This window comes from Mesorhizobium wenxiniae, assembly GCF_002284535.1.
Taxonomy (GTDB): domain Bacteria; phylum Pseudomonadota; class Alphaproteobacteria; order Rhizobiales; family Rhizobiaceae; genus Mesorhizobium; species Mesorhizobium wenxiniae.
Genome location: NZ_NPKH01000024.1, coordinates 148081 through 169968 on the forward strand (window position 1 = coordinate 148081; position 21888 = coordinate 169968).

Annotated in this window: 23 protein-coding genes and 1 pseudogene; 13 read left to right on the top strand and 11 right to left on the bottom strand. The window is 62.9% G+C overall.

Translation table 11 applies throughout. The annotated features are described in order from the left end of the window. Positions 1-8: 8 nt before the first annotated feature. Positions 9-371: a YkvA family protein gene (locus CIT31_RS20045; RefSeq protein ID WP_095520051.1), complete on the bottom strand. Its 363-nt coding sequence runs from the start codon at positions 369-371 to the stop codon at positions 9-11. Positions 372-523: 152 nt separating this feature from the next. Beyond that, a pseudogene (locus CIT31_RS20050) lies at positions 524-820 on the bottom strand (4a-hydroxytetrahydrobiopterin dehydratase). A 52-nt stretch (positions 821-872) separates the two neighbouring features. Here CIT31_RS20050 and CIT31_RS20055 point away from each other — a divergent pair. Further along, on the top strand, positions 873-1391 hold the full coding sequence (locus tag CIT31_RS20055) for a low molecular weight protein-tyrosine-phosphatase (RefSeq protein WP_095520052.1): 519 nt from the start codon (positions 873-875) through the stop codon (positions 1389-1391). Here the strand turns inward: CIT31_RS20055 and thpR are convergent. Next, positions 1295-1891: an RNA 2',3'-cyclic phosphodiesterase gene (thpR, locus tag CIT31_RS20060; RefSeq protein ID WP_095520053.1), complete on the bottom strand. Its 597-nt coding sequence runs from the start codon at positions 1889-1891 to the stop codon at positions 1295-1297. The two genes, CIT31_RS20055 and thpR, sit on opposite strands and share 97 nt — an antisense overlap. A gap of 130 nt (positions 1892-2021) precedes the next feature. Continuing rightward, positions 2022-2666, bottom strand: a complete 645-nt coding sequence (locus CIT31_RS20065; protein WP_095520054.1) for an arylesterase — start codon at positions 2664-2666, stop codon at positions 2022-2024. An 85-nt stretch (positions 2667-2751) separates the two neighbouring features. Between CIT31_RS20065 and CIT31_RS20070 the strand changes: the two genes are divergently transcribed. The 4 genes from CIT31_RS20070 (at position 2752) to CIT31_RS20085 (ending at position 7757) form a co-directional block, all read left to right on the top strand. After that, a complete protein-coding gene (locus tag CIT31_RS20070; RefSeq protein WP_095520055.1) occupies positions 2752-3462 on the top strand; it encodes an ABC transporter ATP-binding protein in 711 nt (236 codons plus the stop codon). After that, positions 3462-6011 (top strand): ABC transporter permease, encoded by a 2550-nt coding sequence (locus CIT31_RS20075; protein ID WP_095520056.1) that lies wholly within the window; start codon positions 3462-3464, stop codon positions 6009-6011. Before CIT31_RS20070 ends, CIT31_RS20075 begins: the two co-directional genes overlap by 1 nt. A gap of 240 nt (positions 6012-6251) precedes the next feature. Beyond that, positions 6252-7031, top strand: a complete 780-nt coding sequence (locus CIT31_RS20080) for a Bax inhibitor-1/YccA family protein (protein WP_095520057.1) — start codon at positions 6252-6254, stop codon at positions 7029-7031. A gap of 153 nt (positions 7032-7184) precedes the next feature. Next, entirely contained in the window at positions 7185-7757 is a 573-nt protein-coding gene (locus tag CIT31_RS20085) for a GNAT family N-acetyltransferase (RefSeq protein ID WP_095520058.1), read from the top strand. On the opposite strand, the gene CIT31_RS20090 is transcribed toward CIT31_RS20085, so the two are convergent. Together CIT31_RS20090 and CIT31_RS20095 are read right to left on the bottom strand one after the other, a co-directional pair. Then, on the bottom strand, positions 7758-8141 hold the full coding sequence (locus CIT31_RS20090; protein WP_095520059.1) for a DUF2794 domain-containing protein: 384 nt from the start codon (positions 8139-8141) through the stop codon (positions 7758-7760). It lies immediately after the preceding gene. A gap of 494 nt (positions 8142-8635) precedes the next feature. Next, positions 8636-9445 (bottom strand): DUF1223 domain-containing protein, encoded by an 810-nt coding sequence (locus tag CIT31_RS20095; protein WP_095520060.1) that lies wholly within the window; start codon positions 9443-9445, stop codon positions 8636-8638. 178 nt (positions 9446-9623) lie between these two features. Between CIT31_RS20095 and CIT31_RS20100 the strand changes: the two genes are divergently transcribed. Next, positions 9624-10289 (top strand): ceramidase domain-containing protein, encoded by a 666-nt coding sequence (locus tag CIT31_RS20100; RefSeq protein WP_095520061.1) that lies wholly within the window; start codon positions 9624-9626, stop codon positions 10287-10289. A 127-nt stretch (positions 10290-10416) separates the two neighbouring features. On the opposite strand, the gene acnA is transcribed toward CIT31_RS20100, so the two are convergent. Then, the gene (acnA, locus tag CIT31_RS20105; protein WP_029349423.1) at positions 10417-13107 is read right to left on the bottom strand and encodes an aconitate hydratase AcnA; all 2691 of its coding nucleotides are present in this window, start codon (positions 13105-13107) and stop codon (positions 10417-10419) included. Between the two features lie 285 nt (positions 13108-13392). On the opposite strand from acnA, the gene ccmA reads away from it, so the two are divergent. The 6 genes from ccmA (at position 13393) to CIT31_RS20135 (ending at position 17008) form a co-directional block, all read left to right on the top strand. Beyond that, entirely contained in the window at positions 13393-14001 is a 609-nt protein-coding gene (gene ccmA, locus CIT31_RS20110; RefSeq protein WP_095520062.1) for a heme ABC exporter ATP-binding protein CcmA, read from the top strand. A 52-nt stretch (positions 14002-14053) separates the two neighbouring features. After that, positions 14054-14719 (top strand): heme exporter protein CcmB, encoded by a 666-nt coding sequence (gene ccmB, locus CIT31_RS20115; protein ID WP_095520063.1) that lies wholly within the window; start codon positions 14054-14056, stop codon positions 14717-14719. 62 nt (positions 14720-14781) lie between these two features. After that, complete coding sequence (locus tag CIT31_RS36105; RefSeq protein ID WP_095520064.1) at positions 14782-15096, top strand: Imm50 family immunity protein; 315 nt, start codon at positions 14782-14784, stop codon at positions 15094-15096. Between the two features lie 107 nt (positions 15097-15203). Beyond that, positions 15204-15371, top strand: a complete 168-nt coding sequence (gene ccmD, locus CIT31_RS20125) for a heme exporter protein CcmD (protein ID WP_029349414.1) — start codon at positions 15204-15206, stop codon at positions 15369-15371. Beyond that, positions 15368-15946: a DsbE family thiol:disulfide interchange protein gene (locus CIT31_RS20130; protein WP_095520065.1), complete on the top strand. Its 579-nt coding sequence runs from the start codon at positions 15368-15370 to the stop codon at positions 15944-15946. Before ccmD ends, CIT31_RS20130 begins: the two co-directional genes overlap by 4 nt. Before the next feature lie 15 nt (positions 15947-15961). Continuing rightward, positions 15962-17008 carry a DUF2332 domain-containing protein gene (locus tag CIT31_RS20135; RefSeq protein WP_095520066.1) on the top strand — a complete coding sequence of 349 codons (1047 nt, stop codon included), beginning with the start codon at positions 15962-15964 and terminating at the stop codon, positions 17006-17008. A gap of 92 nt (positions 17009-17100) precedes the next feature. On the opposite strand, the gene CIT31_RS20140 is transcribed toward CIT31_RS20135, so the two are convergent. Next, the gene (locus CIT31_RS20140) at positions 17101-17268 is read right to left on the bottom strand and encodes a hypothetical protein (RefSeq protein ID WP_084646772.1); all 168 of its coding nucleotides are present in this window, start codon (positions 17266-17268) and stop codon (positions 17101-17103) included. 295 nt (positions 17269-17563) lie between these two features. Between CIT31_RS20140 and CIT31_RS20145 the strand changes: the two genes are divergently transcribed. Next, complete coding sequence (locus tag CIT31_RS20145) at positions 17564-18481, top strand: SMP-30/gluconolactonase/LRE family protein (protein WP_095520067.1); 918 nt, start codon at positions 17564-17566, stop codon at positions 18479-18481. Between the two features lie 69 nt (positions 18482-18550). Here CIT31_RS20145 and CIT31_RS20150 read toward each other — a convergent pair whose 3' ends face one another. The 3 genes from CIT31_RS20150 to ftsY form a co-directional block, all read right to left on the bottom strand. Then, positions 18551-19171, bottom strand: a complete 621-nt coding sequence (locus CIT31_RS20150) for a pyridoxamine 5'-phosphate oxidase family protein (RefSeq protein WP_095520068.1) — start codon at positions 19169-19171, stop codon at positions 18551-18553. Positions 19172-19187: 16 nt separating this feature from the next. Continuing rightward, positions 19188-19862, bottom strand: coding sequence for a septation protein A (locus CIT31_RS20155; protein WP_095520069.1), 675 nt, complete (start codon positions 19860-19862; stop codon positions 19188-19190). Positions 19863-19924: 62 nt separating this feature from the next. After that, on the bottom strand, positions 19925-21877 hold the full coding sequence (gene ftsY, locus CIT31_RS20160) for a signal recognition particle-docking protein FtsY (protein ID WP_210199811.1): 1953 nt from the start codon (positions 21875-21877) through the stop codon (positions 19925-19927). Positions 21878-21888 lie beyond the last annotated feature (11 nt).

A 21888-nucleotide genomic window follows, 5' to 3' on the forward strand; every position in this document is an offset into this window, starting at 1 on the left:
TCGCCGGCTCAGCTGTTGTCGGCAATCGCCTGCTTGGCGGCGAGCCGATGCGCGGGTGTGATATGGGCTTTGACGGTGGTGATCGCGGCGGTCAGCACCGCGATGTCGTCGGTAAAGCCCAATCCGAAGACGAAGTCGGGGATGACGTCAGCCGGCAGCACGAAATACCCGAGCGCCGCCACCAGGATGCCCTTGGCGCGCAGCGGCGTGTTCTTGTCCATGGCGCAGTAGTAGGCGGCGACCAGCTCTTCCATGAACGGGATCTGCCGGGCAGCCCTCTTGGCCGTGCGCCAGAATTTCTCGCGCACTTCGCTCGCATCGCCCGCCTTGCCACCAAAGCCGAAGAAATCAAAACCGGATTTTTGCGCCATCAATCTCTCCTTGCCGGCCGTCGCCTGGCTCCACGCGCGACCGCGAATGGAATGTGGTGAAACCAGAACCGGGCTGCAAGATGCTGTCTTTCATGCATGTCATTAGCTGCGCAACTCGGGTCGAGCCCCGGGGCAGGCTTTGGTGCATTGGCTCAGCCGTCGAAATAGCGATCCATCGTCCTGGCCAGTTCGAAATCTAGCGCCGTGAGGCCGCCGGCATCATGGGTGTTCAGCGTCACGCTCACGGTCTTGTAGACGTTCTACCAGTCGGGGTGATGGTCCATCTTCTCCGCCGCCAGGGCGACGCGGGTCATGAAGGCGAAGGCTTCGGAAAAATTCCTGAAGGTGAAGCTGCGCGCGATCGAACCGCCGTCCCTGGCCAGCGACCAGCCGTCGAGCCCGGCCAGCGCCTCGGCGACCGCCTCCTTGCCCAGTTTCTCTCTCGTCATGGTCGTTTCCCGTGCTATCTGGATTCGCAGTCTTCAGCATAGTGCCGGATCGATGAGCGCAAAGCCGATAGAATCCATTCTTTTCGTCTGTCTCGGCAATATCTGCCGCTCACCGTTGGCGGAGGGCGTGTTGCGCGCCGTCCTGGCGGAGCGAGGTCTCGATCGGTATATCCTGCTTGATTCGGCCGGAACCAGCGACTGGGAAGCCGGCTCGGCACCCGACCCGCGCTCGATGTCGATCGCAGAGCGGCACGGCATCGATATTTCCAGACAGCGGGCGCGCAAGCTGACGCCGGACGACTTCTCGCGTTTCGACCTGATTCTCGCGATGGACCGATCGAATCTCCGGGATTTGAAAGCGCTGGTGCCTGCCGCCATGCGCGACCGGGTCCATCTGTTCCTGGAGTTCGCGGAGGGAACGGTGAGCGACGTGCCGGACCCCTATCACGAGGGGCCGGAGGCGTTTGCCTCGGTCTACCGCATGATCCGCGAAGCGTCGGAGGCGCTGGCGACGCGGCTGGAGGCACGGCTGTCGGCGCCCGACAGCGGCCAGGCCTCCTCGACGATATAGGGTCCGCCGCCGACCGAATCGCGCGACGACATCAGGACGAAGCGGCCGACACGGAAGGGCAGCGTCGAAAAATTGCCGCGTGCCGAAAGATATTGGGCGACGTCGAGCGGGCTCGAATTGCGTAAGCGCGCCAAGGTCACATGCGGCATGAACTTGCGCGGATCGGCGGGGATGCCGAGGCGCTGGCAGATGCGCTCGATTTCGGCTTGCAGTGCCGAAAGATCGGGCGAGGCGGAAACGCCGGCCCATACCGCATGGGGTTTCTTTTGGCCGAAGGCGCCGACGCCGGACAGTGTCAGTGGGAAGGATGGGCGGTGGATTCGGTCGAGCGCGTTGGCGATCTCGTCGGCGACATGGCCCTCGACATCGCCGATGAAGCGCAGCGTCAAATGGTAGTTCTCGACGTCGATCCAGCGGGCCCCGGGCAGGCCGCCCCGGAGCAGGGACAGCGAAAGGGCGGCGTCACGCGGTATTTCGAGGGCGGTGAAAAGACGCGGCATGGTAAGCCTCCTGTCCTCGAATCGAACTCTTGTCCTAGCGAATCATCGAAAATCAAGCGGGGCAAGCGGATTGTTGATCGCACTGGCCTAAATCGCAGGAGAATTCGGACCCTCATCGCAATTCAGTCCTTCAAGAGTTGCCCTTAACTACGGCAATGGCTTTTTCGACCTCCGGCAGTATGCGCTCGACCATGCGGTCGATGCCCTTGGCATTCGGGTGCAGGCCGTCCTCGAGCTGAAAAGTGGCGTCGCCGGCGACGCCCTCGAGGAAGAACGGATAAAGCGGGACGCCGTATTTTTCCGCCAGTTTCGGAAAGATCGCGTCAAAGCCGCTCTGGTAGTCGGCGCCGAGATTGGGTGCGGCGCGCATGCCGGCCAGCAGCACGGCGATCTTGCGCTGCTTCAGCTTCGCCAGCATGGCGTCCAGATTCTTTTGCGTGATGGCGGGAGAAACGCCGCGCAGCATGTCGTTGGCACCGAGTTCGAGGATGACCAGCTGCGTGCCGTCCGGCACCGACCAGTCGAGCCGCGACAGGCCGCCACTCGACGTATCGCCGGAGACACCGGCATTGGTCACGGTCGCATCGTGGCCCTTGGCGCGAAGTGCTGCCTCAAGTTTCTGGGTGAAGCCTTCGTCCGGTCCAAGGCCAAAGCCCGCCATCAGGCTGTCGCCGAAGCCGACGATCTTCAGGGGCTCGGCGCGCGCCGACGAAAGGGCGCCGCAAATTCCAAGGAAAAGGATCAAGGCTGCGGCAAGTGTGTGTTTGAAAGCCATGCGGCAGGCCCCATATGACGAAGGACATTTTGTGGCGGCAGGCAGAATTCCAGCCTTCCCCCTTCCCATATAGGACGATTTTATTTTGACAGAAGCCGTCATCGCGCTGAAAAACGTATCGCTGACGCTCGGCGAAGGAGCGTCTTCCGTCCATGTGCTGAAAGGTGTCAGCCTCGACGTGGCTGCCGAAGAGGCGACCGGCATCGTCGGTCCTTCTGGCTCGGGAAAGTCGACGCTGCTGATGGTCCTTGCCGGTTTGGAAAGGGTCGATTCGGGGACGGTACGAATTGCGGGCGAATTGCTGAACGGCAAGAGTGAAGATCAGATCGCATCGTTTCGGGGGCGAAATATTGGCATCGTTTTCCAGTCCTTCCACCTCATCCCCAATATGACGGCGCTCGAAAATGTCGCAGTACCGCTGGAATTAGCCGGCCATAGCGATCCGTTCGGGGTGGCGGCGCGGGAGCTGGAGGCGGTGGGCTTGAGCAACCGCGTCACTCATTATCCCGGCGAATTGTCCGGCGGCGAACAGCAGCGTGTGGCGATCGCCCGGGCGCTGGCGCCTTCGCCGCGCATTCTGATCGCCGACGAGCCGACCGGCAATCTCGACCAGACAACGGGGCGGCAGGTCGCCGATCTTCTGTTCGCCAAGGCGGCCGAGCGCGGCATGACGCTGGTGCTGGTCACTCATGATCCGGCGCTCGCCGCACGCTGCTCCCGGCAGGTATCGATGCGGTCGGGCCGGATCGAGGACGCGCCAGAACCAGCTCTAAAGCCGGGTAAGGTGCCGGCCTGATGCCGCTGTCGCGCACGCTGAAGCTCGCCTTCCGCTTCTCGCTGCGCGAGATGCGCGGCGGGCTGTCCGGCTTCCTAATCTTCCTTGCCTGCATTGCGCTGGGTGTCGCGGCGATCGGCGGCGTCAACTCGGTGGCCCGGGCAATTACCGCCGGTGTCGCCAATGAAGGCCAGTCGCTGCTTGGCGGCGATCTTCGTTTCCAGCTCAATCAGCGCGCCGCGACGCAAGCCGAGCATTTCTTTCTTAACGGGCTGGGCACGGTCTCGCACAGTGCCAACATGCGCTCGATGGCGCGGCTCGAGGACGGTTCCGACCAGGCGCTGGTCGAGGCCAAGGCGGTCGATGGAGCCTATCCGCTCTATGGGGCGCTGGTGACCGAGCCGGCGCTTTCGAAGCAGGAATTGTTCGGCGAAAAATCCGGTGTTTTCGGCGCCGCCGCACCCGACCTTTTGTTCGAGCGGCTGAACCTTGCGATCGGCGACCGGCTGAAGCTGGGCAGCGCCATCTTCGAACTGCGCGCCAGTCTCGTCAACGAGCCGGACGCGGTGTCCGACGGCTTCGGCTTTGCGCCGCGGCTGTTGATCTCGACGGACGGGCTTGCCGCTTCCGGTTTGATCCAGCCGGGCAGCCTGGTCGAGAACGCCTACAAGGTCCGCCTCCCCGGCGGCACCGGAGAGGCTCGCATAAAAGCCATTCGGGATCAGGCGGCGGAGGATTTTCCCGAGTCCGGCTGGTCGATCCGCACGCGCAGCAACGCAGCACCGGCGTTGTCTTCCAACATCGAACGGTTTTCGCAGTTCCTGACGCTGGTCGGGCTGACCGCGCTGGTGGTCGGCGGCGTTGGCGTCGCCAATGCGGTGCGCGCCTATCTCGACGGCAAGCGCGGCGTCATCGCCACCTTCAAGAGCCTGGGGGCTTCGGGCGGTTTCGTCTTTGCCGTCTACCTCGTGCAGATCCTGATGATCGCCGCGCTCGGCATCACGCTCGGCGTTGTGCTTGGCGCGCTGATGCCGTTTGCGGCGAGCGCGGTCCTCCAGTCGGTTATTCCGGTGCCGGCGGAAGGTGGGTTCTATCCCGGCGCGCTCGGCATGGCGGCGCTGTTCGGGCTGCTGGTGACGCTGGCTTTCGCGTTGCTGCCGCTCGGCCGTGCGCGCGACGTGCCGGCGACGGCGTTGTTTCGCGAAATGGGTTTTGAGGGCCGCGGTTTTCCGCGCCCGCTCTACACGGCGGCGGCGCTCGGCATCGCGCTGCTCCTGGCGGCGCTAGCCATTCTGTTTTCCGGCGACCGCTATATCGCCTCGATCTTCGTCGGCGCCACCATTTTCGCTTTCCTGGTGCTGCGCGTCGTCGGCGCGCTGGTGCAGTGGGCCGCCAAAAGAAGCCCGCGCGTTGGCTCGACGGCGCTTAGGCTCGCCGTCGGCAACATCCATCGGCCAGGTGCCTTGACGCCGTCAGTGGTGCTGTCGCTGGGACTGGGATTGACGCTTCTGGTGACGCTGGCGCTGATCGACGGCAATCTCAGGGGGCAGATTTCCGGCAGCCTGCCGGAACGGGCGCCGAACTTCTTCTTCGTCGATATCCAGAGCAGCGATGTCGATGCGTTCTCTGCGCTGGTCAGCAGGCAAGCGCCGCAGGGCACGCTGGTCAAGGTGCCGATGCTGCGCGGCCGGGTGATGGCGCTGAACGGCGTCGACGTCGACAAGGTCAAAGTTCCGGCGGAAGGAGCCTGGGTGCTGCGCGGCGATCGCGGGCTGACCTACGAGGCCAGCATTCCCGCGAATGCGACGCTGACCGAAGGCACATGGTGGCCGGACAATTATGCCGGCGAGCCGCTGGTGTCGTTTTCGGCCGAGGAAGGCAAAGAGATCGGGCTGAAACTCGGCGACACCATCACCGTCAACGTGCTTGGCCGCAACGTGACGGCGAAGATCGCCAATTTCCGCCAGGTCGAGTGGGAGACGATGGGCATCAACTTCGTCATGGTGTTCTCGCCCAGCACATTTGCCGGCGCGCCGCATAGCTGGCTGGCGACGCTGACCGAAAAGGGCGCGTCGCCGGCCGACGATGCCCGTCTTCTCAACGCGGTCACCCGTGCTTTTCCCGCGGTGACGACAGTCAGGGTCAAGGACGCGCTCGACATAGTCAACCGGCTGGTGGCGCAACTCGGCACCGCGATCAGGGCCGCGGCCGGCGTGGCGCTGATCGCCTCGGTGCTGGTGCTGGCCGGCGCGCTGGCCGCCGGCAACCGCGCCCGCATCCACGATGCGGTGGTGCTGAAGACGCTGGGCGCCACCAGGAAGACGCTGATCGCGGCCTTTTCGCTGGAATACATGCTGATCGGCCTCGCCACCGCGATCTTCGCTCTGGCGGCAGGCGGGATTGCGGCGTGGTTCGTTGTCGCGCGCGTCATGACGCTGCCGTCGCATTTCATGCCTGATGTGGCGGTGGCGACCATCGTCTTTGCGCTGGTGGTAACGGTCGGGATCGGCCTCGCCGGCACTTGGCGAGTGCTGGGCCACAAGGCGGCGCCGGTGCTGCGCAATCTCTGATCTGCAAGCATATACAGGCTCAACGCGACCAGGATTCGGTTAAATCTTGTTAATGTTGGCTTCGGAAGGCCGATAAATGCAGATTTTCGGGTCTTCACGAAGCATTACGTTCGGTTACGGTCTTGTTCTTGACGCCAATAACCATCATATTTCGCAGCAGGCATGCTGGAGCCCCGCCAGCGGCGCCGCGGTCCAAATGGACCGGACACCGGACGGGGCAGAAGCAATATGAGGATTTCAATGGCTGAACCCGTTCGCAATTATCAGACGCGTGCCGTGCCCGGCGCCGGCGTCGATGCTGCTATCGACCAGGGCCTGCGCGCCTATATGGTCAAGGTCTACAATCTGATGGGGCTTGGCCTCCTCATCACCGGCCTCGCCGCGGTCGGAACGATCATGCTGGCCACCACCACCGATCCGGCTTCGGCGGTCGCCACCCTGCCGAACGGCGACATGCTGACCTCCTTCGGCTACGCGATCTTCGGCTCGCCGCTGAAATGGCTGGTGATCTTTGCCCCGCTCGCCGCCGTGCTGTTCCTGTCGTTCCGCGTCCAGTCGATGAGCGTTTCTGCCGCGCAGACGACGTTCTGGGTCTATGCCGGCCTGGTCGGCCTGTCGCTGTCGTCGATCTTCTTGGTCTACACGACGGCCAGCATTTCGCAGACCTTCTTCGCCACCGCAGCGGCTTTCGGCGCGCTGTCGCTTTACGGCTACACGACCAAGCGCGATCTGACCGCGTTCGGCTCGTTCCTGGTGATGGGCGTGTTCGGCCTGATCATCGCGATGGTGATCAACATCTTCCTGCAGTCGTCGGCACTGTCCTTCGCCGTTTCGGCGCTCGGCGTGCTGATCTTTTCGGGCCTCACCGCCTATGACACGCAGAAGATCAAGGAGATGTATTTCGAGGGCGACGCCACCGACGTTGCCGGCCGCAAGGCGATCATGGGCGCTCTGACGCTCTATCTCGACTTTATCAACCTGTTCATGTTCCTGCTGCAGTTCATGGGCGACCGCCGATAACAGGCTTTTGTTTTGAACCATGATCTTCCGAAAACCGGGGAATCATAGTCTGACTGGAACAGCGAGTTTGATAAGGGCGGCCCCACGGCCGCCCTTTTCTTTTGCCCCGGTCTTTGATGAAAATGGCGGGCAGATGATAGACGTGCATAAATTATGACCAGCATCACCATACGGGCGGCTACGCCGGCGGACCTCGACCGGATCACCCATATCTATGCCGACGCGGTGACCCATGGGACGGCGAGCTACGAGCTGGAGCCGCCGAGCCGCGCCGAAATGGGCCAGCGCTTCGAGAGTTTGATGGCGGGGGGCTTTCCCTATCTGGTGGCGGAAAAAGACGGCATTGTGCTCGGCTATGCCTATGCTGGCGCCTTCCGACCACGCCCTGCGTATCGCTTCGTCGTCGAGGATTCTGTCTATCTCGCGCCGGAGGCCAAGGGCCATGGCATCGGGTTCAAGCTCATGCAAGGGCTGATCGAGGCGGCCGAGGCAGCGGGCTTCCGCCAGATCATCGCGGTGATCGGCGACGGTCGGCCGGACAGTGCCTCGGTGCGGCTGCATGAAAAGCTCGGCTTCCGCCATTCGGGCCGCCTAGAAGGCTCCGGCTACAAGCACGGACGCTGGCTGGACACGGTGTTCATGCAACTGCCGATCAATGATGGAGCTCTGGTTCCGCCCGATCCCAAATCGTTGCCGGAACAGACATTCCGCCAGCAAAATAAGTAGTTAGGCCTCGACCAGCTTCAGCGTGCGGTCGAAGACGCCAAGCACGCGGCCAAGTTCCTGGCCGCGCTTGAGGATGCGGCCGCCGGCGGCAATGACGGCGAACGCGCCTTGCCGGCGCGCCAGCTTCGGATCCTTGACGATCTGGAACAGCGGTATCTCGCTGGTGCGACGGAACACGGAAAAGACGGCGCGGTCGGTGAGATGGTCGATGGCGTAGTCACGCCATTCATTGGCGGCGACCATGCGCCCGTAAAGCCTCAGGATCTGGTCCAATTCACGCCGGTCGAACCGCACCGGCTCGAGGCGTTCGCGTCTTGCCTCATGCAGCGGGATTAGTATTGCGGATGCGTCCCCATCCTCCGTCCCGCTGCCGTGATCAGTCATGCCTCGATCCCTTCGAATGAATCTTACACCAACCAAAGTTGGCGCTTTCGCCGTGGAATTGCAAGCCCAGCCGGACAAAGGCGGCGGCGCAACCGTTTCCGCAGTGTCCAGTCACGTTTATAAAAACGCCCGTTGGAATTGGTGATGCTTCGCCACAATCCTGCCATCTTTTATCCGCGCTCATGCCCCAATGTCCGACGAATTTACGGGTGTTGCCTGAGACGGTTCGGTCCGGCACTGGCTCGTAAACCCCAAGCCCCCCGCCCACGGGTCTGCGTCGGATCGAACCAACCTCGGTTTTTCCCTGAGAAAAATCGGGTGCGACGATCCCAAAACCTAATAGACCGGCGTCAGAAGCAAGCTGACGCCGGTTTTTTATGCCTGGATAGAAGTGGACGGCTAGAGCGCTTGCGTTTGGTCCAACCAAAACCGCGCTCTCTTTATTATTTGACGCATTTTGTCGGACGCAAACGAAGACGTTTGGCTGCAAAATGCTAAGGGCGAGAATGCGCGGGCTTGTGGATTAAGGCGGCGCCCAGAATGGGACCCGGCAGGCCGTCCTTGCCCACCGATTGCAGCAGCACGGCGCAGCCCCCTTTCTTGGAAATCACGCTCATCGGCAATTCGTAGCGCTGCGCCTTGCCGTGCCACATACCGGCGGTCTGGATGCCGGAGACGGCGTTCCAATAAGTCATGCTGCGGCCAGTGTTTTCGCCTTTGCCGATCTTGATCGTCTGCGGCGGGTCGAAATAAACGATGACGACATGGGCATCGCTGGGGCCGGTCCCGGCATCGCCGGCGTCGATTGTGACGCGGTCATTGGTCCGGCTGACCTTGACGCTGACCCGCATGCCTTCGCCCGATCTTTCCATGCGGGCGAGCGCGCCGTCGACTTCCTTGCGGTTGGCGCCGCTGACATGGCTGCGGCCATTGATGACGGCCTGCGGCGTATAGACCGAGCGGCTGCCGAAGGCGCGCATATACTCATATTGCCGCTCGGTGTTCTCCTTGCGGCTCAGCGTGTCCTTCCAACCGAGATAATCCCAGTAGTCGACATGATAGGCGAGCGCGACGATGTTCTCCTTGGCGGCAAGCTCGGCGAAGAATTCATCGGCGGGCAGGCAGGAATTGCAGCCCTGGCTGGTGAAGAGCTCGACCACGCCCAAGGGTTGGTCAGTCGAGGCTTTGTCAGCCTGGGGTTTGTCAGCCTCGCCGGCGATCGCATTGCCGGCAAGTCCAGCGCCGGCAAACACCGAGAGGGCCAGCGCCAATGCCGCAAGCCGCAATGGTCTTCGAGATGTCATAGCCGTTTCGACTCCCGCCGGTGATGGCCGGCTTTATTCTGATTGGCGAAATATGTGGCAGAAGCGGCAGTCAACGGGAAGTCACGTTGCGGTGAAATTTTACCGTTGTAACCAACTGCAAGGGCGCAATAGGACGGGCTACACTTCTGGGTAGACATAGATTCGGGCAACAATCAGCATGTGGCAAACTCTCCTGACGCCAGTCGACCTGTACTGCGAGCGGGTCGGGCCGGAGCTCTGGGCCGAGCCGGTCAACGCACTGACCAATCTGGCTTTTCTTGTCGCCGGGCTGTGGGGTGTCCGAGAGGTGCGCCGGCGTGGCACCGGCATCTTCGCCGAAGTGCTGGCCTGGTGGGTGGTGGCGATCGGCGTCGGCTCGGCGCTGTTCCACACCTTTGCCAACCATGGCACGGTCTGGGCCGACGTGCTGCCGATCGCCGGGTTCACGCTGGCCTACACGCTGTTCAACCTGCGCCGTTTCCTCGGCATGAAGTGGGGCAAAGCGATCGCCATCTTCGTCGCCTTCTATGCCGTCACCGGGTTATTGACCTGGGCCGTGCCGGACTGGCTGCGCCAGGCATCGAACGGCACGACCGGCTATCTGCCGCCCTTCCTGGCGCTGGCCTTCTTCGGTGTCTTAGTGGCGGCGGGCGGCAACCGCGCCGGCTGGTACAATCTGGCAGGCTCGGCGATCTTCGTCGTGTCGGTCATCTTCAGGATGATCGATCCGCTGGTCTGCGGCAGCTTCCCGCTCGGGACGCATTTCCTGTGGCACATCCTCAACGGGCTGATGCTCGGTGTGCTGCTGGCGGCGGCGGCGCGCTTCGGGGCGCCAAAGGTATAGGGGAATAGGGGAATAGGGGAATAGGGGAATAGGGGAATAGGGGAATAGGGGAATAGGGGAATAGGGGAATAGGGGAATAGGGGAATAGGGGAATAGGTGTCTTCCCTACTCCCTTACTCCTAATTTCCTATGCCGCCAGATCGCGCAGCACATATTGCAGGATGCCGCCGTTCTTGAAGTAGTCGAGCTCGTCCAGTGTATCGATACGGCAGATGATCGGAATGTTCTTCACCCTGCCGTCGCCATAGGTGATCTTCGCGACCATCTTCTGGCGCGGCTTGATGGCGCTCAGTCCGTCGATCTCGACCAGTTCGTCGCCCTTGAGATTGAGCGACGCCCATGAGGTGCCCTCCTCGAAGACGAAGGGGATGACGCCCATGCCGACCAGGTTCGAGCGGTGGATGCGCTCGAACGACTGAGCGATGACGGCGCGAACACCCAGGAGGTTGGTGCCCTTGGCCGCCCAGTCGCGCGACGAGCCGTTGCCGTATTCGACACCGGCGAAGATGACCAGCGGCACGCCTTCCTTCTTGTACTCCATTGCGGCGTCGTAGATCGATTTCTCTTCCTTCGACGGATAGTGGATGGTGTAGCCGCCCTCGCGGCCGTTCTCGCCCAGCATGTGGTTGCGGATGCGGATGTTGGCGAAGGTGCCGCGCATCATCACCTCGTGATTGCCGCGCCGTGTGCCGTATTGATTGAAGTCGGCAACGCCGACGCCATGGTCGGTTAAGTATTTGCCGGCCGGCGAGGCCGCCTTGATCGAGCCGGCCGGCGAGATATGGTCGGTGGTGATCTTGTCGCCGAACAGGCCGAGCACCCGGGCGCCCTTGATGTCGCCGATTGTCCCGAAGCCTGATGTCATCCCGGCAAAATAAGGCGGGTTCTGCACATAGGTCGAATGGTCGTCCCAGGCGTAGGTCTGGCCTTCCGGCGCCTTGACGTTCTGCCAGTATTCGTCGCCCTTGAAGACGTCGGCATATTTGCGGGCGAACAGTTCGCGCGTCACGTTCTTCTCGATGAACTCCTGGATCTCGACCGAGCTCGGCCAGATGTCCCGGAGGTAGACTGGATTGCCGTCACGGTCCTCGCCGAGCGGTTCGGTGGTCAGATCCTTGGTCACGGTCCCGGCCAGCGCGTGGGCGACGACCAGCGGCGGCGAAGCGAGGTAGTTCGCCTGCACGTCGGGCGAGACGCGGCCTTCGAAATTGCGGTTGCCGGAAAGCACCGCGGCAGCAATCAAACCTTTATCGTTGATGGTCTTGGAGATCGGCGCCGGCAACGGGCCGGAATTGCCGATGCAGGTGGTGCAGCCGAAGCCGACCAGGTTGAAGCCGATTTGGTCGAGTTCCTTCTGCAGGCCGGATTTCTCCAGATATTCGGCGACGACCTGGCTGCCCGGCGCCAGCGATGTCTTGACCCATGGCTTCTGCTTGAGCCCGAGCCGGTTTGCGTTGCGCGCCAAAAGCCCGGCGCCGATCAGCACGCTCGGGTTCGAGGTGTTGGTGCAGGAGGTGATGGCGGCGATCACGACATCGCCATGGCCGAGATCATAGTTGGTGCCTTCGACGGCATAGCGCTTGTCGATTTCGGCGGCTTTCTTGTATTCGGTCTCCATCGCCTTGGCAAAGCCGTCCGGAATGCCTTCAAGTGCTACGCGGCCTTCCGGACGCTTGGGGCCGGCCATCGACGGCACGACACTGCCGAGATCGAGCTCGAGCAGGTCGGTGAAGACCGGGTCGGCCGAGCCGGTATCGCGCCACATGCCTTGCGCCTTGGCGTATGCCTCGACCAGCGCGATGCGGTTTTCCTCGCGGCCGGACATGGTGAGGTAGCGGATGGTTTCGCCATCAACCGGGAAGAAGCCGCAGGTGGCGCCATATTCGGGCGCCATGTTGCCGATAGTAGCGCGGTCGGCCAGCGTCATGTTGGACAGACCCGGACCGAAGAACTCGACGAATTTGCCGACGACGCCCTTCTTGCGCAGCATCTGGGTGACGGTGAGCACGAGGTCGGTGGCGGTGACGCCTTCCCTCAGTCTGCCGGTGAGGCGGAAGCCGATAACTTCGGGCAACAGCATGGAGACGGGCTGGCCGAGCATGGCGGCCTCTGCCTCGATGCCGCCGACGCCCCAGCCGAGCACGCCAAGGCCGTTGATCATGGTGGTGTGCGAATCGGTGCCGACGCAGGTGTCGGGATAGGCGGTGGTTTCGCCGCCTTCAGTGTTGGTCCACACGACCTGGCCGAGATATTCGAGATTGACCTGATGGCAGATGCCGGTGCCGGGCGGCACGACGCGGAAATTGCGGAAGGCCTGCTGGCCCCATTTCAGGAATTTGTAGCGTTCTTCGTTGCGCTCGTACTCGAGCTCGACATTGCGGGCGAAAGCCAGCGGCGTGCCGAACTCATCGACGATGACCGAGTGGTCGATGACCAGGTCGACCGGCACCAGCGGATTGATCTTTTGCGGGTCGCCGCCGAGCGAGGCCATGGCATCGCGCATGGCGGCCAGGTCGACCACGGCCGGAACGCCGGTGAAATCCTGCATCAGCACACGGGCCGGCCGATAGGCAATCTCGACGCCGGCGGTTCCCCTGTCGGTCAGCCAGCCGGCGACCGCCTGGATGCTCTCCTTGGTGACGGAACGGCCGTCCTCGTTACGCAGCAGGTTCTCCAGCAGCACCTTCATCGAATAGGGCAACTGGGCGATGCCGGTGAGGCCGTTCTTCTCGGCCTCGACAAGGTCGTAATAAACATAATCGGTTCCGCCTGCGGTCAGCGTGCGGCGGCAATTGAAACTATCGAGGGATTTTGACACGTGCGATCCGTCCTTGTCTGTTCAGCCTGAAAGGGAACGGACGCCGATGGCATGCAATCACGCGCAAAGGTGCGGGTACGGCCATTTCCGCTGTCCGTTCCCAGCCAACCCGAGCCGTTCAAGGCGGCGCGTGCGCTGGTTCGGCGCTAATTCGCTTCCCGTGCCGACCGCTGGCACGGATGACCCGGATATAGAGAATTTCCCGGAATAGTTCTAGACAGTCGAAAGGCTATTTTGTGCGATGCGGCAGCTGCCGTGACGCGGTGTTCTCGGGACGGGCAAGGAATGCGGCTGATCGCCGAAAATCTGGGCGGCGAACGCGGCGGCGAGGCGGTTTTTTCCGGCATTAACTTTGCCCTTGAGAAAGGCCAGGCGCTGATCGTCACCGGGCCGAACGGCGCGGGGAAATCGACACTGCTCAGGGTGGTCGCCGGGCTGCTGCCGGTGGCGGCAGGCCGTTTGCTTATCGAAGGTGGCGGCGAGGATTTCCCCTCGGTGGCCTCGGCCTGCCACTATCTCGGTCACCAGAACGCGATGAAAACGGCGCTGAGCGTGACTGAAAATCTGCGCTTCTGGCGCGGTTTTTCGGGCGCGGATTTTTTGAGCGCTGAAGCGGCGCTGGAAATGGTCGGGCTTGATGGTATCGGCCATCTGCCGTTCGGCTATCTCTCCACCGGGCAACGCCGCCGCGCGGCGATCGCAAAATTGCTGGTCAGCCGGCGACCGCTGTGGCTGCTCGATGAACCGACGGCCGGGCTGGACAAGGCTTCGGAAGAGCGATTCGCCCGATTGATGACGCAGCATCGCGGAGAAGGCGGGATCATCATTGCGGCAACGCATCTGCCACTGGGGCTCGAGGGGGCACAAGCGCTGGTGATGGGGGAAACTGGGTAATGTCGGCATTCCTTCGCGCCCCCCTCTGTCCTGGGCAAGGGCGTCTCACACCATGCTAGCCCTCTTCCTGCGCGATATCCGCCTGAGTATCCGGGCCGGCGGCGGGGCGCTGACCGGCGTGATCTTCTTTCTCGCGGTGATCGCGACGATCCCCTTCGGTGTCGGACCGGATCTCAATCTGCTCGCCCGCATCGGCCCGGCGATCCTGTGGATCGGCGCCTTGCTCGCTTGCCTGCTCGGTCTCGACCGATTGTTCCAGGCCGACCGGGAAGACGGCTCGCTCGATCTGCTGGTGCTCGGCAACGACCGGCAGATGCTGGCGCTGACCGTGCTGACGAAATGCCTGGCGCATTGGGCGGGAAGCGTGCTGCCGCTGGTCATCGCGGCACCCTTGCTCGGCCTGTTCATGAATATGGAGCCGATCGGCATCGGCGCCACGGCGCTGACCCTTCTGGTCGGCACGCCGGCGATCACCTTCATCGGCGCTGCCGGTGCGGCGGTGGCGGTGGCGCTGCCGCGCGGCGGGCTGCTGATCTCGGTGCTGGTGCTGCCGCTGACCATTCCCGTGCTGATCTTTGGCGTGTCGGCAAGCTATGGCGCGGTGGCGAACCCCGATCCGTTTCTGCAGCCTTTCCTCATCCTCGCCGCGCTGACCTTGTTTCTTGCCGTGCTGGGGCCGGTTGCGGCAGCGTTGGCGCTGCGTCATGGGGCGGACTGATGTGGCTGCTACGCATAGAAAATCCGATCTTTCTCCAGACCATCTACGGCAACTAGCCGGACCTGTCTTCTGTCGAGGTCACCAAGGCCGAAATCAGTCGCGACGGGCCTAGCCTGCACCTGCATTTTATATCGACCCGTCTCCCCTACCGGCCTCCCGTCAAATGGGGACCGTTCAACGCGGTGTATTTTGAACTCGCGTTCGAAGGTGTCGAGTCGAGCAGCGTTCGGAAATTCCAGAGTCATGACGGGAGCGCAGTCAGAATGTGGGACCACGCGGGCAAAATTCTGCTCACCTGCGAAGGAGCTGTCAGGCTGTCCATGACATGCCAGTTCATGCGTATCATCAAAATATCCGGTCTGCTCCAGTCGCTATAGATGAACTTCCGATTCCGAGAGACCGCAAATCCGCCGCAGACGCCGTTCATTGCGACGAATAGCCAGTGCGGCTATGAACATCGCTGCAAGAAGCCTTGGATCGAGAAATGAGCGTACACGCCCTTTATGTGACCGCTGCCTATGCCATCACGGCCGTGGTTCTGGCCGGGCTGATCGGCTGGATCCTGTTCGACCAGCGTGCGCGCAAGAGGGACCTCGCCGAGTTGGAAGCGTCCGGCGTGCGGCGGCGCTCCGACAAGGCGGGGAAATCATGAGCATGCAAGCGGAAACGCCGGCGCGCGCGCGGCGCCTGATCGTGCTTTTGCCGCTGCTGATTTTCCTCGGGCTGGCGGGACTGTTCCTGACGCAGCTGCTGTCCGGCCGCGACACTTCGGAAGTGCCATCGGCGCTGATCGGCCTGCCCGCGCCGCCGACCAACCTGCCGGCGCTGGAGGGCATGAATTTGCCCGGGCTCGACTCCAGGCAGTTCGCCGGCAAGGTTACGCTGGTCAACGTCTTCGCGTCGTGGTGCGGGCCGTGCCGCGACGAGCATCCGGTGCTGCTGGCGCTGTCGCAGGACAAGCGCTTCGTCATCGCCGCGCTCAACTACAAAGACCAGCCGGAAAACGCCCGCCGGTTCCTCGGCAATCTCGGCAACCCGTTCCAGGCGATCGGCGTCGACGCGGCGGGGCGCGCGGCAATCGACTGGGGCGTCTACGGCGTGCCGGAAACCTTCGTCGTCGGCAAGGACGGCAAGATCGCCTACAAGCATGTCGGCCCGCTGACGCCAGGCTCGGCACAGACGCTGCTTTTGCCCGAGATCGAGAAGGCGCTGGCCGCTCCGGGCTGAGACACCGGAAACGCGATGGACGAACGAGACATCCGCGACCATTTTCTGGCTCAGGCGAAAGCCTGCGATGGACTTGGCTCGCCTTTCACCGCGAATTTATGCCGTGCGCTGGCCAAGGTTCTCGACGCAAACACCAGGACCGGGCGGGCGGTGCTCGGCTGGCCGGGCGACGCGCGCGCCGACGGCCTCGCATTGCGCGTGTGCGGCGCGCTGCATGCGTTGGTCCTGACGGGTGCCAGTGAGCGGCTGGCAGTGATCTATCCGCCCAACCAGACAAGTGTATCCGAGATCGCGGCGGTGCTGCCGGAGGCAATTGCGCGATCCGACGAGCAGATCGTCGCCGGCCTCGCCGGCGCGCCGCAGACCAATGAAATCGCCCGGTCGGCGATGCTGCTGCCTGGATTTCTGACGATCGCGCGGGAAACCGGCCTGCCGCTGGACTTGTGCGAGATCGGTGCCAGCGCCGGGCTCAATCTCCTGTTCGACAGCTTTCACTACCGCTACGGCGATGCCGATTGGGGAGACCCGGCCTCCCCCGTCCCGTTGGCACCGGAGGTGCGCGGCCACGCTGTTCCACTTGGAGGAGCGATCAACGTCCGCCATCGCGCCGGCTGCGACATCGCGCCGTTCGACATCGCCGACGCAGCGGCGCGTTTACGGCTTCGGTCTTACGTCTGGGCCGATCAGACGGCACGGCTGGCCCGGCTCGACGCCGCGCTGTCACTTGCCGAAAAGGTTCAACCGCTGCTTGTCAAAGCGGACGCGGCGGATTTTGTCGAGAAGGCACTGGCCGCACGGCAGCAGCAGGGCGGCGCCTTCGTGCTCTATCATTCGATCATGTGGCAATACCTGCCGCGGGCGACCAAGGATGCCATCACCGCCACGCTGGAGCAGGCGGGCAGAGATGCCACGGCCGTTGCGCCTATCGCAAGGCTGAGGATGGAGCCGTGCGATCCCACAAAGCAGTGGGCGGTACTCAGCCTCACTCTATGGCCCGGCGGCGAGACACGCCGCCTGGCCAATTGCGATTACCACGGCCGCTGGATCGAATGGATTGGCTAAGCCCAATCAAACCGTTCTGGTTGCGCATGATCTCGTCCGAAGTCTGCAACTTTTTGCTGCGCTGACCTTCGGTTCGGGATCATGCGTTCGCCTCAGCCGTAGATCTGCTTGTGGACCTGGTAGAGCATTTCGCTGCGGTCGGCGCGCATGTCGGCCAGATCGCGGCTGGAAAAGGAGTCTATTTCGGCGATGAGGCGGTTGTATTGCCGGCGCTTGGCGATGCTGGTGCGAGCGCGGCTCATGAGGTTGTCGAGAATCATAGCGAGGTTCCTTTTATGCCGCATTGTTGCGGCAGGTTGTTCCTCCCTGATCGATATGGAGCATGACATAGTTATAGTGCCTTGCAAAAAGAAGATGTTGCAATGCACCATTGCGCTGGACGCATAGCCGGTTAACGGCACATGAGCGCCGTCGTTAGGCCCGTCGTTGAGCAAGGGCGGCCTTGCCGCGTTTTGCCCCAATGTCTCAAGATCCGATATCAACGATCTTGCCATATCGATCTCCGGCTGGCTTGATCGCCCCGGCACTAGCGATTTGCATGACCGGGAGAAAACCATGGCCGCCGAAGACTACGAGATTCTCGATCCGCGTTTTGCGCGACTGTTCAACAGCAACGCGCAGGTGGACAAGCTGTTCACCGGATGCCGGTGGGCGGAAGGGCCGGCCTGGTTTGCGGCCGGCCGTTATCTGGTGTGGTCCGATATCCCTAACAACCGCATGCTGCGCTACGACGAGACCGATGGCAGCGTCACCGTGTTCCGCCAGCCGTCCGGCAATTCCAATGGCAACACCGTCGACCGGCAGGGCCGGCTGGTCACTTGCGAGCATTCGGGCCGCCGCGTCAGCCGCACCGAGCATGACGGCTCGATCACCACCATCGCCGACAAATGGCGCGGCAAGCGGCTGAACTCGCCCAACGACGCGGTGGTCAAGTCCGATGGTTCGATCTGGTTCACCGACCCGACCTACGGCATCGATACCGATTATGAGGGCGACAAGGCCGAGAGCGAGATCGGCGCCTGTCATGTCTACCGGGCCGACCCCGGCACCGGTGAGATCGAAGCGGTGATCACCGATATGGTCAGGCCCAACGGGCTTGCCTTCTCGCTCGACGAGAGCAAGCTCTATGTCGTCGACACCGGTCGCACGCATGGCGCCCAGAATCCGGCGCATATGCGGGTGTTCAATGTCGACGAGGGCGGCAGGAAGGTATCCGGCGGAAATGTCTTCGCCGACTGCACGGCCGGCCTGTTCGATGGCTTCAGGCTCGACGATCAAGGGCGGATCTGGACGAGTGCCGCCGACGGCATCCATTGCTACGATCCGGACGGAACGCTGATCGGCAGGATCAAGGTGCCGGAAGTCGTCGCCAATTGCGTGTTCGGCGGCAACAAGCTGAACTGCCTCTACATCGCCGGCACGACCTCGCTCTACATGGTCCGGCTGATGGTCAACGGCGCAAAGACCTACTGAGCGGCCGCCAAGCAATATGCAAGCGAGCACATTGCTATGTCTTCTCGGGCGGATCGCGCCCGAGCAGATTTACCACATGGTGTGTTTGTATTCTTCGTCCAGCCAGCGATCGGTCGCCTCGGCCGAATCGGCGAGCGCCAGCTGGTCGCGCAGGATCTGGCCGAGCGTCGGCAACGTCGCGCGGTCGTACCAGGTTTCTGGCTTCCACAAATCGGAGCGCATGAAAGCCTTGGCGCAATGCATGTAGGCGGCCTTGACCGTCACCAGGACGACGCTTTGCGGTTCCTTGCCGTCGACGGCGAGCCGCTCGCGCAAAGCCGCATCGACAGTGATGCGGGCATCTCCGTTGACGCGCAGAGTCTCATTCATGCCTGGTATGAGAAAGAGCAGCCCGACCGGGGGGTTGAGAAGAATGTTTTCCAGCGTGTCGAGCCGGTTGTTGCCGGGCCGGTCGGGGATGGCGATGGTCTTCTCGTCAAGCACGGCGGCGAAGCCCGGTCTGTCGCCCTTCGGCGTCACATCGGCATTGCCGGCGCCGTCGGAGGAGCCGATCAGCACGAACGGGCTTTTGCCGATGAAGGAACGGCTGTGGCCATCCAGCGCCTTCAATTCCTTGCGGATCGAGCCGTCGGTCGGCCGAGGCGTCTTGTAGATCGTTCTCAGCACCTCGCGCGTGGTGACGAATTCCATGCCCTCTCCTTAACCGTTACTTGCCGGCCTTCTCTTCGTTTCCGGTCTTACCTTCAAGCGAATGGCGCATGATCAGCGGCATCTGGCTGAAGGTGAAAAGAAGCGTGATCGGCATGATCCCCCAGACCTTGAAGGTAACCCAGGCGTCGGTGGAAAAATTCCGCCAGACCACTTCGTTGACAAGGGCCAGAAACAGGAAAAACAGGCCCCAGCGGAAGGTGAGTTTCTTCCAGCCCTCGGCATCGAGGCTGAAAGCCGAATCGAAGACGTAGCCGAGCAGCGACTTGCCGAAGAACAGCCCGCCGAGCAGCACGCCGCCGAACAGCATGTTGACGATGGTCGGCTTCATCTTGATGAAGATGTCGTCCTGCAGATAGAGCGTCAGCGCGCCGAAGACGAAGACGACGACGCCCGATACCATCGGCATGATCGGCAAGGTGCGGGTGAGCAGCCAGGAAGCGATCAGCGCGATCGCGGTCGCGGCCATGAACAGGCCGGTGGCGACGAAGATCGGCCCACCGAATTCGGCCAGCGCCGGAAATTTCTGCGTCAGCCATGCGCCGCGCGCGTTGGCGAAGAAGAACACCATCAACGGGCCGAGCTCCAGCACCATCTTGAGCAGCGGATTGACGCCTTCCTTCTTCTGTTTCTGCGGGTCGGACGGGTCGCGTTCGAGGATGCGCGGGTTCATAGGCTTTCCTTCTTGCGCATTTTCCTGTCCAAAAAGTCTGCGACTTTTTGGGATCATGCTTGTTACGCCACTCCAGCGATCGCCCTGGCGAACTCGCTTGCGGAGAATGGTTCGAGGTCGTCGACCTGTTCGCCGACGCCGATGAAATAGACCGGCAATTTGTGCTTTGCCGCGATCGCCACCAGAATACCGCCGCGTGCCGTGCCGTCCAGCTTGGTCATCACCAGGCCGTTGACACCGGCGACATTGCGGAAGATCTCGACCTGGTTGAGCGCGTTCTGGCCGGTTGTGGCGTCGACCGTCTGCAGCACGGTGTGCGGCGCCTCCGGATCGAGCTTGCCCAGCACCCGGACGATCTTTTCCAGTTCCGCCATCAGCTCGGTCTTGTTCTGCAGCCGCCCGGCGGTGTCGATGATCAGCACGTCGGAGCCGGCTTGCTTGGCCTGTTCGAAGGCGTCGTAGGCAAGACCTGCCGCATCGGCGCCAAGCTTCGAGGCGATGACCGGCGACTTGGTGCGCTCGCCCCAGATCTTCAACTGCTCGATCGCCGCCGCGCGGAACGTGTCGCCGGCTGCGAGCATCACCGATAGGCCGCCATCGGTGAGCTTTGCCGCCAGCTTGCCGATGGTCGTGGTCTTGCCGGTGCCGTTGACGCCGACGACAAGGATGACATGCGGCTTGTGGCTGAGGTCGAGCTCCAGCGGCAAAGCGACATGGGTCAGCACCTTCTCCACTTCGGTCGCCATGATGGCGCGGACTTCCGCCTCGGAGACGTCCTTGCCGTAGCGGCTGGCGGCCAGTGAATCGGTGATGCGCAGGGCCGTTTCCATACCGAGATCGGCGCGGATCAGCACGTCCTCCAGATCCTGGAGCGTGTCCTCATCGAGCTTGCGCTTGGTGAAGACGCCGGCGATGTTGCCGGACAGTTCCCGGGAAGAGCGGGCAAGCCCCTCCTTCATGCGCTGGAACCAAGAGCGTTTCGGTGCCTGTTCCGGCGCCTTCTGCGGCCCGGCTTTCTGCTCGACCTTCTTGGTTACGGTGACCTTGCCGGGGGCGGGCTTTGGCTCCGGCGGCGGCTGCGGAACGGCCTCGCGCTTTACCTCCCCCTCGATGGGGGAGGTCCCGAGCGAAGCTCGGGGGTGGGGGTGACTGGCGCCGGGGCGGTCACTCCACCCCGCCGCTTCGCGGCGACCCTCCCCATCGAGGGGAGGGTGGGGCGCTGGCACGGCTTCAGGCTCGGGCGCGATCTCGGCGCGGACCGGCTTCGCCTCGACCGGCGCCGGCTGGCGAATGGGGGGCGGGATTTCGGCTTGCGGCGCTTCAGGCTCGGGCGCAGTTGAGGGGGGCTCGGCCGGCGGTGCATCTTGCGCAGGTCCGCGCTGCCCCTCACCCTCACCCTCTCCCCGTAAAGGACGGGGAGAGGGGGGCGTCAGCGTAGGAGCTTCTTCTTTGCCGCTTTCAAAAGGAGGCTCGGCGTGACGATCAGCACCCTTCTCCCCGTCCCTATACCGGGAGAAGGTGCCGGCAGGCGGATGAGTGGCAGCGCCACGTTCGGATGACGGACGCTCAGACTGAACGATCTCCTGCGTCGGCTCTGGCTCAGGAATTTCCTCCGGCTCTGCCTCCCGAGCTGGCTGGCGAATGACGGGAGCGACCGGAATCTCCTTTGGCGCCGCCTGTTCGGCGGGCGCCTCCGGCTCCTCGACCGGCGCAGGTTCCGGCTGGATGTCCGGCTCGGGCCGAATGGTCGGCGCAGGTTCGGGCTCGGCCTCTTCAACAGGCGCCGGCTGCGGCGCGGGCGGTGCTTCCGGCTCAACTGGCGGCGGAGGCACAGCTTCTGCTTCGGGCCGAGGCTCTTCGCGTATCAAAAATTCCGGAACAGTCTGTTCGGCGGCCGGCTTCAGCGCCTCCAGCGCGTCCCATTTGATCGGCGGCAGGGGTGCTGACTCGTCGATCCGCTCCTCGACCACTTCCTTCTTGCCGAACGAAAATATCTTCTTGAGAAAACCAGCCATGTTCCTGCGTC